An 11504-nucleotide genomic window follows, 5' to 3' on the forward strand; every position below is an offset into this window, starting at 1 on the left:
CCGACCCCGAAAGGACCCCAGGTGTCCCTCACCAGTGACATGAAGGACGAGCTGGCCCGCATGGCCGTCACCCAACAGGCCGTGATGGCTGCCGAGGTCTCCGCGACCCTGCGCTTCGCCGGTGGCCTGCACCTTGTGGGCGGACGGATCCTCATCGAGGCCGAACTCGATTCGCCCGTGGCCGCCAGGCGGCTGTGTGCATTCCTCGGGGCCCTGTACAACGCCGAGTCGACGGTCGTCGTCGTCTCGGGCGGGTCGCTGCGGCGGGGCAAACGATACGTCGTCCGAGTCGTCAAGAGGGCCGACGAGATCGCCCGGCTCACGGGCCTGGTCGACTCCTCACGACTTCCTGTGCGCGGACTGCCGCCGCTGCTGGTGGCCGGTGGCACCGCAATCGCCGCCGCCACGTGGAGGGGCGCGTTCCTGGCGCGCGGTTCCCTCATGGAGCCTGGACGATCCTCGTCACTGGAGATCACCTGCCCTGGCCCGGAGGTGGCGTTGGCCATGGTGGGCGCCGCCCGCAAACTCGGCGCACAGGCCCGATCGAAGGAAGTGCGTGGCACTGACCGGGTGTCGGTGCGCGATGCGGAAGGCATCGCCCTGGTCATCGAAGCCATGGGAGCCGCCGCCACCCACGAGACCTGGCAGCAGCGCCGCGAACGCCGAGAGGCCCGGGGCAGTGCGAATCGCCTGGCGAACTTCGACGACGCGAACCTGCGGCGTTCTGCGCGTGCGGCGGTGGCAGCGGGGGCCCGGGTCGAGCGGGCCTTCGAGATCCTCGGGGAGGAGGTCCCCGCTCACCTGCTGGAGGCCGGCCGTCTGCGCCTGGAGTTCAAGCAGGCGTCCTTGGAGGAACTCGGCAAGAAGACCGACCCGCCGCTCACGAAGGACGCGGTGGCCGGGCGCATTCGACGTCTTCTGGCCATGGCCGACAAAGCCGCACATGAGCGGGGAATCCCGGACACCGAGGCGGCCCTGACCCTGGACATGTTCGAGGACGACTGAGCTCCGAGGTGCCTTCGACAGACGGGCCTTGCAATGAGTGGGGACGTAGGACACTGACGCAGGTCACAAAGCGGTGTAGATTTGAGGGTGCTGGAACCGCAGTTCGCTGCGGCACGGACCGGCACCCGTCGGACCCGTGAACGACACGATGTGCCCGCTTGGGCGGGCACCAGCAGGAGGACAACAGTGACCACTCGCGTTGGCATCAACGGCTTCGGCCGCATCGGACGCAACTTCTTCCGCGCCGCCCTCGAGCAGGGTGCGGACATCGAGATCGTCGCGGTCAACGACCTGACCGACAACAAGACCCTTGCCCACCTGCTCAAGTACGACTCGATCCTGGGCCGTTTCTCCGGTGAGGTCTCCTACGACGACGAGTACATCATCGTCAACGGCAAGAAGATCCGCGCCCTGGCCGAGCGCAACCCCGCCGACCTGCCTTGGGGCGAGCTCGGCGTGGACGTCGTCATCGAGTCGACCGGCTTCTTCACCGACGGCGAGAAGGCCAAGGCCCACCTGGAGGCCGGCGCCAAGAAGGTCCTCATCTCCGCTCCCGCGAAGAATGTCGACGGCACCTTCGTCATGGGCGTGAACGAGGGCGACTACGACAACGAGACCATGCACATCGTCTCGAACGCCTCGTGCACCACCAACTGCCTGGCCCCCCTTGCCAAGGTCCTGCACGCCGAGTTCGGCATCGTCCGCGGCATCATGACCACCATCCACTCCTACACCGGTGACCAGCGCGTCCTGGACGCCCCGCACTCGGACCTGCGTCGCGCCCGCGCCGCCGCCCTCAACATGATCCCCACCAAGACCGGCGCCGCCCAGGCTGTCGCCCTGGTCCTGCCGGAGCTCAAGGGCAAGTTCGACGGCCTGGCCGTGCGTGTTCCCACCCCGACGGGCTCCCTGACCGACCTCACCTTCCAGGCCGAGAAGCCGGTCGACGTCGAGTCCGTCAAGGCCGCCGTCAAGGCCGCTGCCGAGGGTGAGCTCAAGGGCATCCTGCTCTACACCGAGGATCCGATCGTCTCCACCGACATCGTCGGCGACCCGCACTCCTCGATCTTCGATGCCACCGAGACCAAGGTCATCGGCGATCTCGTGAAGGTCCTGTCCTGGTACGACAACGAGTGGGGCTACTCCAACCGCCTCGTCGAGCTGGCCGCCCTGGTCGGTTCGAAGCTCGCCTGAGACCGGACGCACCGACTCCGGTGATCGACGTCGAGCGCCCGCACCCCACTTCGGGTGTGCGGGCGCTCGCGTCCGTCAAGACCGTGCGGGCACCGATGGCCCGCCCGCCCTACGAAAGGCTTGTCAAATGAAGACCATCGAGTCCTTGGGCGACCTGCGCGGAAAGCGCGTCCTGGTCCGCTCCGACTTCAACGTCCCCCTCAAGGACGGCGTGATCACCGACGACGGTCGCATCCGCGCCGCACTTCCCACCCTCAAGACCCTGCTCGCCGCGGGCGCCAAGGTGGTCGTCATGGCCCACTTGGGTCGCCCCAAGGGTGAGGTCAACCCCGACTTCTCACTTGCCCCGGTCGCCAAGCGCCTCGGAGAACTGGTCGAGGCCCCCGTCACCCTGGCCGAGGACGTGACCGGCCCCTCGGCCAAGGCCGTCGTGGAGGCCCTTGGCGAGGGCGAGATCGCCCTGCTGGAGAACGTCCGCTTCGACGCACGCGAAACCTCCAAGGTCGACGAGGAGCGCGCCGCCTTGGCCGCCGAATTCGCCGCCCTGGGTGACGCCTTCGTCTCTGACGGCTTCGGAGTCGTCCACCGCAAGCAGGCTTCCGTCTACGACATCGCCAAGCTGGTGCCGGCCGCCGCAGGTCTTCTGGTCCTCAAGGAGATCGAGTCGCTGCGCAAGGCCACCGAGAACCCGGAGCGCCCCTACGGCGTGGTCCTGGGCGGCTCGAAGGTCTCCGACAAGCTGGGTGTCATCGCGAACCTGCTGACCAAGGCCGACATGCTGTTCATCGGCGGCGGCATGGTCTACACCTTCCTGGCCGCCAAGGGCTACTCCGTGGGCACCTCCCTGCTGGAGCAGGACCAGATCGAGACCGTCAAGGGCTACATCGCCGAGGCCGCCGAACGCGGCGTCGACCTGGTGCTGCCCACCGACATCGTCGTGGCCCCCACCTTCGCGGCCGATGCGCCTGCGACCGTCGTGTCCGCGGACGCGATTCCGGACGACCAGATGGGTCTGGACATCGGCCCGGCCTCCCGGGAACTCTTCGCATCGAAGATCGCCGCCTGCAAGACGGTGGCCTGGAACGGCCCCATGGGCGTCTTCGAGTTCCCGACCTTCGCAGAGGGTACGAAGGCTGTGGCCAAGGCCCTGTCCGAGGGGGGCATGTTCTCGGTCATCGGCGGCGGCGACTCGGCGGCCGCAGTGCGCCTCCTCGGCTTCGACGAGGCCACCTTCTCCCACATCTCCACTGGCGGCGGTGCCTCCCTCGAGCTCCTCGAGGGCAAGGTCCTGCCCGGTATCGCAGTTCTGGAGGACTGAACAATGACACGCACCCCCCTGATGGCCGGCAACTGGAAGATGAACCTCGACCACCTCGAGGCCAACCACCTCGTCCAGGGCCTGGCAATGGAACTGCGGGACAACGACCACGACTTCGCCAAGTGCGAGGTCCTGGTGATCCCGCCTTTCACCGACATCCGCACCGTGCAGACCATCGTCGACGCGGACGAACTGGCCATCGAGTATGGCGCCCAGGACGTGTCGATCCACGACAACGGTGCCTACACCGGTGAGATCTCCGCTGCGATGCTGTCCAAGTTGGGCTGCAGCTACGTGGTCATGGGCCACTCGGAGCGCCGCGAGTACCACAACGAGTCCGACGAATTGGTGGGAGCCAAGGCCCGCAAGGTTCTGGACGCGGGAATGACGCCGATCCTGTGCTGCGGTGAGGCTCTGGAGATCCGCAAGGCCGGCACCCACGTCGACTTCGTCCTGGGTCAGATCCGCGCCGCCCTGGCGGGTTGGTCCGGCCAGGACGTCGCGAAGATCGTCATCGCCTACGAACCCATCTGGGCGATCGGAACCGGCGAGACGGCGACGGCGGCTGACGCACAGGAAGTCTGCGGCGCCATTCGCGCGGCTTTGGCGGAAGACTTCGGCGCTGACACCGCCGAGGCGACCCGCGTGCTCTACGGCGGCTCCGCCAAGCCGGACAACATCAAGGAGCTCATGGCTCAGGCCGACATCGACGGCGCCCTGATCGGTGGGGCCTCGCTGAAGGCCGAGTCCTTCGCCGCCATGTGCCGCTTCTACGCCTGATCGGGGTGCGCCCGTCGGGGCGCCCAAGATTCACGCTGGGGGCCCGCTGCTTCGGCAGCGGGCCCCTTTGTGCACGTGGCGCAGGTCACGACAGAGATTGAAGGGGCGACATCGCAGGAGCGGCGCCGCTCACCTTCGGGCACGGCATTTGGTCGCTCACCCCGAGGGGCACCTATACTTGAGATGTTTCCGCCCTCCGTCGAATGGACCTGCCCAGTGGCCATCTTGAAGATCGTGCTGATGGTGCTCATCGCCCTTTCCAGCCTGCTCCTCGTTCTCACCATCCTCATGCACAAGGGGCGCGGCGGCGGCCTGTCCGACATGTTCGGCGGCGGCATTTCGTCGGCAGCCGGTTCCTCCGGCGTCGCCGAACGCAACCTCAACCGCATCACCATGGGTGTCATGGTCGTGTGGGTCGTCTCGGTCATCGGCTTCGGACTGGTGGTCAAGTTCGTCGGATTCTGAGCCGCACCTGAGCATTGCCGGTCCCGCCGATGGGGCCGCCTCCGACCCCGTCTTCGTCAATCGACCAGGGCGGGGTCCGGCGTCTGGCCCGGGTCGCCTTGTGGCAGGCGGCGTGGGCTGCGGCCACGACGATCCCGAATTGGTCTGCCGGATTCGAAAAGGGTGTCAGGCGAGCGCTTCGGCATCCGTCCACACGGTGCACCGGGTGGTTCGCAGCGCATGCCAGGGTGCCTCGTCACTCCACAATGCGGCCACAGGCAGGTCTTGCGGTGCGGCGCCCGAAAGGGCCCGGGCGAGCACCGGAGCCTTCGCAGCCCCGGCGGCCGCAAGCCAGAGGTGACGTGAGCCCAGAAGAACGGGCATCGACAGGGTGAGGCGCTGCCGAGGCGGCTTGGGGGAGTCCTCGACCGCCAAGACCTCGGGGGCGGAGGCGCCCATGCGGGTCCATGGATGTCCGGGGAACAATGACGCGACATGACCGTCCGGCCCCATGCCGAGGACGGTGAGGTCCAGGCGGCGTCCCACCATCTCGCGTTGCCACAGCGCCAGGAAGTCCTTGCGCGCGGCCTCGAGCTTCTGCCCGCGATCGGTGGGCATCGGTGCGGTCGCCAGTCCGGGCAAGGCGTCCAGGGCACAGCGCCCGGCCTCCTCGTCATTGCGCTCCGGGGACCCGGCGGGCACGAAACGTTCGTCCACCCACCAGATCCTCACGCGCGTCCAGTCCACCAGGTCGACGTGGGACAGCAGGTGGGGCAGGACGGTGGTGGCGACGAAGCCCCCTGCGACGGCCACCTCCACCGGATGGGGCGTGTCCCGTCGTTCATCGACGAGGGCGGCGAGGACCTGCACCGCTTCCTGCGCCAGAGCGCTGGCCAAGGCCCTCGGATCGGCGTGTACTCGCAGGTCGGGGCGTGTCATGCGAGTTCGCGCAGTTGGTGGGTCACAGGTGCGAAGGCCGCAAGGTCTTCGGAGATGAGTCGCCCGTAGAAGACATCCGGGTCCAGGCGGCGCAGCTCCTCCATGAGACAGTCCTGGACGGAGCGGCGCGGCAGGTTGACGTCGGAGACGACCAGGCCGGTCCGGTCCAGATGGGCGACGGTGCTGGACGCACTGCGGGTGAGGGAGGTGGTGGAGGAATCCTCCAGGGTGAAGTGCACGCCGGTGATGGTCAGGGCCTCCGGGTCGACCTCATGGGTGACGGGAACTTGCAGCTGGCGCCGCAGCCACAGCGCCACCAGGTACGAGGACGGGTGCGTGGCGTTGCCGGTGACGTGCACGCCCACGGGATGCGAAGGCAGGCCCGAGACGATCGTGGCCAGCAGGGCCCGCCACAAGGTGACTCCCGACCACGCCAGGTCGGTGTCACCCGGCGTGTGGACCAAGGACAGGTCGCGCAGGGTGGACACCGGGCAGTCGGTGGCCCGGGAGTCGGTGATGCGCCGAACGGCCAAGCGCCCCAGGGGGTGTTGGCCGGGATTGTCGGGTGCCTCATTGGGCCAATAGGTGACCACCGGAGTGTCCGACAGGAGCAGAGGCATGACCAGTGTGTCGAGGTCGCGCCCGGCCTCCCCCCGGGGCTCCAGGACGACGACCTCGGAGGGCCCGGCTGAGCCGCCCACCCTGATCTGGGCGTTCAGGCGCGCGCTGCCCGCGTCCTCGCCCTCGACGACGACAATGACACGGCACGGGTGCTCGCGTGAGGCCGCCTCCGAGATCTCAATGGCGCGGTCGACGTCGATCGCCTCGCGCACGACGACCAGCAGGGTCAGGACTCGCCCGCGGGCGCCAGACCCGGCCTCGTCACGCAGGCGGTCCAGGCGGGAGGCCACCTCGATGGTGGTCGTGTCCTTCAAGGTGATGATCACGGGATCCTCCAGGTGCGTCCCTCGGCGGCAAGCATTCGGTGGGCGCTCTCGGGCCCCCACGAACCCGGGCGATAGGGCTCGGGAGGGCTCGAACGTTCCCAGTGGCGCAGCACAGGGTCGAGGATCGCCCAGGACAACTCCACTTCACGCTGGTGGGGGAACAGGGGAGCGGAACCGGTCAGCGCGTCGAGGATCAGACGTTCGTAGGCCTCCGGGGAGTCCTCGGTGAAGGCATGACCGTAGGAGAAGTCCATGGTCACGTCACGCACCTGCATCTCGGTGCCCGGAACCTTGGCCCCCACCTTCAAGGTCATGCCTTCATCGGGCTGGACACGCACGACCAGCACGTTTTGACCTGTCTCACCCAACTCCGTGTTCTCGAAGGGGACGTGGGCGGCGCGTTTGAAGACCACGGCTATCTCCGTCACCCGCTTTCCCAGGCGCTTGCCGGTGCGCAGGTGGAAGGGCACTCCCGCCCAGCGGCGGGTGTCCACGTGCACGGTGATGGCCGCGAAGGTCTCGGTGTGGGAATCTGCGGGGATGCCGTCCTCGTCATGGAAGGCACGTACCCGTTCTCCACCCTGCCAGCCGCCCTCGTACTGTCCGCGGGCGGTGGTGGCATCCAGGTCATCGGGCAGGCGCAGCGCCTTGAGGACCTTCTCCTTCTCGGCCCGTAGGGAAGCGGGGCTCAGGTCCAGGGGTTCTTCCATGGCGGTCAGAGCCAGCAGTTGCAGCAGGTGGTTCTGGATGACGTCCCTGGCGGCGCCGATGCCGTCGTAGTAGCCGGCGCGTGTACCGATACCGATGGACTCCGACATGGTGATCTGGACGTGGTCGACGTAGTTCGCATTCCACAGGGGTTCGAACATCGTGTTCGCAAAGCGCATTGCCAGGACGTTCTGGACGGTTTCCTTGCCCAGGTAGTGGTCGATGCGGAAGACGTTCTCCTCGTCGAAGACGCGGCCCACCACCTCGGAGAGTTCGCGGGCCGACTCCAGGTCCGAACCGAAGGGCTTTTCGATGATGATGCGTCGCCAGGCCCCGCCCTGACGGCGATTGAGGCCCGTCTCAGCCAAACGTTCGCACACGACGGGGAACCACGAGGGAGGGATCGACAGATAGAAGGCGTGATTGCCGCCGGTTCCACGCGAGTGGTCCAGCTCCTCGACGGTGGCGGCCAGAGCCTTGTAGGCCCCGGGGTCGTCGAAGGTGCCCGAAACGAAGCGCAGACCTGCGGAGAGCTGCTTCCACGTGCGTTCGTTGAATCCTGTGCGAGCGTACTTCTCCACGCTGGAGCGCACGAAGTCGTCGAAGTCCTGTGCCGACCAGTCGCGGCGTGCGAAGCCCACCAGCGAGAAGGCAGGGTTGAGCAGTCCACGATTGGCGAGGTCGTAGATCGCGGGCACCAGTTTCTTGCGTGCAAGGTCTCCCGTGATGCCGAAGAGCACCAAGGAACAGGCCGGAGCGATCCGCGGAAGTCGGCGGTCGTCCGGGTCGTGCAGTGTCACCCTTTGGTCTGTCACGGGGGTCCTTTCGCGTCGATGGGGCTGCCACATCCCCCGAGGAATGCTATGACGGGGTCGAGGGGTCCGCCGCGCGAGTCCACCTCGCGTCCGCTGCGTGCGCGCTTGCGTGGAGTTTGAGATCCGGTCGGGAGGCGGGTGGACAAAAGGGCTGGGCCCCGGCCTCGCGGAGGGAGGACGGGGCCCAGCCGATCGGGCACAGAGGCCAATGTCACTTCGCGGCGGCGATGGACTCCTTGGCGGCGGCCACCACGTGTGCGGCGTCGAAACCGTAGTCGGCGAAGAGCTTGTCGCCCGAAGCCGACTCGCCGTAGTGCTCAAGGGAGATGCTGCGTCCGGCGTCGCCCACCAGGGAACGCCAGGACAGGGCAATGCCTGCTTCGACCGAGACGCGCGCCTTTACGGCAACCGGCAGGACGGACTCCTTGTAGTCGGCGTCCTGGGCGTCGAACCACTCCATGCAGGGCACGGACACGACGCGCGCCTTCACGCCCTCGGCGGCCAGCAGGTCCTTGGCCTCCAGCGCGTACTGGACCTCGGAGCCGGAGCCCATGAGGATGACATCGGGAGTTCCTTCGGCATCGGCCAGGACGTATGCGCCCTTGGCCAGGCCGTCAGCGCAGGCCAGGGCGCCCTCGCCGCGTGCGGGTACCGGCAGGTTCTGGCGCGACAGGACCAGGGCCGCAGGGTGGGACTGCTCCAGGACGGCCTTCCACGCGGCCACCGTCTCGTTGGCGTCGGCCGGGCGCACGACGGCCAAGTTCGGGATGGCGCGGTAGGCGGCCAAGTGCTCGATCGGCTGGTGGGTGGGGCCGTCCTCGCCCACGCCGATGGAGTCGTGGGTCCACACATAGGTCACTGGCAGGTCCATGAGGGCCGCCAGGCGCACTGCGCCGCGCATGAAGTCGGAGAAGACGAAGAAGGTGCCTCCGTAGGGGCGGGCCAGTCCGTCGGCGGCGATGCCGTTGAGGATGCAACCCATGGCGAATTCGCGCACCCCGAAGTGCAGGTTTCGGCCGAAGGGCGTGCCCTGGAAGGCTTTCGTGCCGCGCTCTTCCGGGATGAAGGAGGGCTGGCCGGGCATCAGGGTGTTGTTCGAGCCGGCAAGGTCGGCCGAGCCACCCCACAGTTCCGGAAGGACCTCGGCCAAGGCGGCGATGACCTTGCCGGAGGCGGAACGGGTGGCCACGGAGGTGCCTGCCTCGAAGGTGGGCAGCGCAGCCTCCCACCCCTCGGGCAGGCGGCCGGCGGAGATGCGCTCGAGCATCGCGGCGTTTTGCGGGTGGGCGGCCTTCCACGCGTCGAATCGGGCGTCCCAGTCCTTGCGTGCCTGGGTGGCACGAGCCGCCACATTGGCGCGCGCGTGGGCGACGGCCTCTTCGTCGGCGTCGAACATCGCGTCCGGGTTCGCGCCCAGGGCTTCCTTGAGGCCGCGCAGGGCTTCGCTTCCCAGCTTGGAGCCGTGGATGCCGCCGGTGTTCTGCTTGCCGGGGGTTGGCCAGCCGATGACGGTGCGCAGGGCGATCAGAGAGGGCTTGTCGGTGACGGCCTTGGCGGCCTCGATGGCGGCGTCCAGGGCCTCGACGTCCTCACGGTAGGAGCCGTCGGCGCTCAGCCAGTTCACGCGCTGGACGTGCCATCCGTAGGCCTCGTAGCGGGCGGTGACGTCCTCGGTGAAGGCGATGTCGGTGTCGTCCTCGATGGAGATGTGGTTGTCGTCCCACAGGAGGATGAGGTTGCCGAGTTTCTGGGTGCCCGCGAGCGAGGAGGCCTCGCCCGAGACGCCTTCTTGCAGGCACCCGTCGCCGGCGATCACGTACACGTGGTGGTCGAAGACGGACTCACCCATCGGGGTCTCGGGGTCGAAGAGGCCGTGCGCGCGGCGCGCCGACATGGCGAAACCCACCGCCGAGGCGATGCCCGTGCCCAGGGGGCCGGTGGTGATCTCGACACCCGCGGTGTGGCCGAACTCCGGGTGGGCGGGGGTCTTCGCGTACTGGGTGCGCAGTGCCTGCAGGTCGGACTTCTCGATGCCCTGGCCGGCAAGGTACATCTGGCAGTACTGGGTCAGGGAGGAGTGGCCGGCGGAGAGGATGAAGCGGTCGCGGCCCAGCCAGCGAGGGTCCTTCGGATCGATGCGCAGGTGGCGCTGGAAGAGGACGTAGGCCGCCGGAGCCAGGGAGATGGCGGTGCCGGGGTGTCCGCTGCCGACCTTCTCCACCGCGTCGGCGGCGAGGATCTTTGCAGTGGCGACAGCGCGGTCGTCCAATTCGGTCCAGGTGAATGTCACGTCGGCCTCCATGCCGGTCATGCCCCGTCGGTGGGGCGGGATGAGTTCCGGGGCACAGTCTATCCGTGTGCGGTGCCGGGCCTGATGGGACGTGCGTCCGTGCGAGAATCGCCGCGTGCACACCATTGACCAGGTCGCCTCCGACTGGCTGGTCCACCTGCGCGTGGAGAAGGGTTCGTCGGCGCACACCGTGTCGAACTACCGTCGTGACATCACCCGCTATGCGCAGGACTTGGCGCGCCAAGGGCGCGCCGACATCGCCCTCGTCACCCGCCACGACGTGGAGGGCCATCTGAGGCGCTTGGCCACAGGGGAGCTCACCGGCCGCACGGCCGCACCGGCGTCGGTGGCCCGTGCGTCCTCCGCCATCCGTTCCATGCACCGATTCGCCGTGCGCGAGGGGGTCTGCGTCAACGACCCCACCTCCGGGGTGCGCACTCCGAAGACGGGGGAGCACCTGCCCAAGGCGCTCAGCGTGGACGAGGTCGCCGCCCTGCTCGCCGCCGCACACGCCACGGACTCGCCGGTGGGCCTTCGCGACGCGGCCCTGCTCGAGGTGCTCTACGCCACCGGTGCGCGGGTCTCCGAGGCGGTGGGCATGTCGGTCGATGACGTGGACCTGGATGCGGAGCTTCCCGTCGTGCGTTTCTTCGGCAAGGGCCGCAAGGAGCGTCTGGTACCCGTCGGTTCCTTCGCGCGCGAGGCGATCGGCGCCTACCTGGTGCGGGCCAGGCCCGCTCTTTCCGCACGAGGGCGCGGCGCCCACGCGCTCTTCCTCAACACCCGGGGCGCCCCGCTGTCGCGCCAATCCGCGTGGGCGTCGGTCGCCGCCGTCGCCCAGGCCGCGGGCCTGGAAGGGCGGGTCAGTCCGCACACCCTGCGTCACTCCTTCGCCACACACCTGCTGGAGGGAGGGGCCAGTGTTCGCGACGTCCAGGAGCTTCTCGGACACGCCTCGGTGCAGACCACACAGATCTACACGCGGGTCACGGCCCTGACACTGCGGGAGGTGCACAGGACCTCGCACCCGCGCGCCACGGGCTGATCGGCCGCACAACGGTGGT

General features: G+C 68.2%; 10 protein-coding genes. 6 read left to right on the forward strand and 4 right to left on the reverse strand.

Annotated features, from left to right (window positions below):
• The first annotated feature begins 21 nt into the window (after nucleotides 1-21).
• The 5 genes from whiA to secG all read left to right on the forward strand — a co-directional run bounded on the left by whiA (nucleotide 22) and on the right by secG (nucleotide 4762).
• Nucleotides 22-1005: a DNA-binding protein WhiA gene (gene whiA, locus I6B53_RS05620; RefSeq protein WP_216765235.1), complete on the forward strand. Its 984-nt coding sequence runs from the start codon at nucleotides 22-24 to the stop codon at nucleotides 1003-1005.
• A 186-nt stretch (nucleotides 1006-1191) separates the two neighbouring features.
• A complete protein-coding gene (gap, locus tag I6B53_RS05625; RefSeq protein ID WP_216765236.1) occupies nucleotides 1192-2199 on the forward strand; it encodes a type I glyceraldehyde-3-phosphate dehydrogenase in 1008 nt (335 codons plus the stop codon).
• A gap of 127 nt (nucleotides 2200-2326) precedes the next feature.
• Nucleotides 2327-3517: a phosphoglycerate kinase gene (gene pgk, locus I6B53_RS05630; RefSeq protein WP_216765237.1), complete on the forward strand. Its 1191-nt coding sequence runs from the start codon at nucleotides 2327-2329 to the stop codon at nucleotides 3515-3517.
• 3 nt (nucleotides 3518-3520) lie between these two features.
• Nucleotides 3521-4297 (forward strand): triose-phosphate isomerase, encoded by a 777-nt coding sequence (gene tpiA / locus I6B53_RS05635; protein ID WP_216765238.1) that lies wholly within the window; start codon nucleotides 3521-3523, stop codon nucleotides 4295-4297.
• A gap of 216 nt (nucleotides 4298-4513) precedes the next feature.
• Nucleotides 4514-4762: a preprotein translocase subunit SecG gene (secG, locus tag I6B53_RS05640; protein WP_216765239.1), complete on the forward strand. Its 249-nt coding sequence runs from the start codon at nucleotides 4514-4516 to the stop codon at nucleotides 4760-4762.
• Nucleotides 4763-4927: 165 nt separating this feature from the next.
• On the opposite strand, the gene pgl is transcribed toward secG, so the two are convergent.
• From pgl to tkt, 4 genes are all read right to left on the reverse strand, one after another.
• A complete protein-coding gene (gene pgl, locus I6B53_RS05645) occupies nucleotides 4928-5680 on the reverse strand; it encodes a 6-phosphogluconolactonase (RefSeq protein WP_216765240.1) in 753 nt (250 codons plus the stop codon).
• Nucleotides 5677-6627, reverse strand: a complete 951-nt coding sequence (locus tag I6B53_RS05650) for a glucose-6-phosphate dehydrogenase assembly protein OpcA (protein WP_216765241.1) — start codon at nucleotides 6625-6627, stop codon at nucleotides 5677-5679. Before I6B53_RS05650 ends, pgl begins: the two co-directional genes overlap by 4 nt.
• Nucleotides 6624-8150, reverse strand: a complete 1527-nt coding sequence (gene zwf / locus I6B53_RS05655; RefSeq protein ID WP_367880402.1) for a glucose-6-phosphate dehydrogenase — start codon at nucleotides 8148-8150, stop codon at nucleotides 6624-6626. Before zwf ends, I6B53_RS05650 begins: the two co-directional genes overlap by 4 nt.
• Nucleotides 8151-8361: 211 nt before the next feature.
• Nucleotides 8362-10461 carry a transketolase gene (gene tkt / locus I6B53_RS05660; RefSeq protein WP_216765243.1) on the reverse strand — a complete coding sequence of 700 codons (2100 nt, stop codon included), beginning with the start codon at nucleotides 10459-10461 and terminating at the stop codon, nucleotides 8362-8364.
• A 94-nt stretch (nucleotides 10462-10555) separates the two neighbouring features.
• Here tkt and I6B53_RS05665 point away from each other — a divergent pair, with 94 nt between their 5' ends.
• Complete coding sequence (locus I6B53_RS05665; RefSeq protein WP_216763272.1) at nucleotides 10556-11485, forward strand: site-specific tyrosine recombinase XerD; 930 nt, start codon at nucleotides 10556-10558, stop codon at nucleotides 11483-11485.
• Nucleotides 11486-11504: the final 19 nt, after the last annotated feature.

It is taken from the genome of Schaalia sp. 19OD2882 (genome assembly GCF_018986735.1).
GTDB lineage: Bacteria > Actinomycetota > Actinomycetes > Actinomycetales > Actinomycetaceae > Pauljensenia.

Coding starts and splice junctions, on each gene's coding strand:
- tkt (WP_216765243.1), bottom strand. CDS start 10,461: ATGACCGGCATGGAGGCCGACGTGACATTCACCTGGACCGAATTGGAC.
- tpiA (WP_216765238.1), top strand. CDS start 3,521: ATGACACGCACCCCCCTGATGGCCGGCAACTGGAAGATGAACCTCGAC.
- pgl (WP_216765240.1), bottom strand. CDS start 5,680: ATGACACGCCCCGACCTGCGAGTACACGCCGATCCGAGGGCCTTGGCC.
- pgk (WP_216765237.1), top strand. CDS start 2,327: ATGAAGACCATCGAGTCCTTGGGCGACCTGCGCGGAAAGCGCGTCCTG.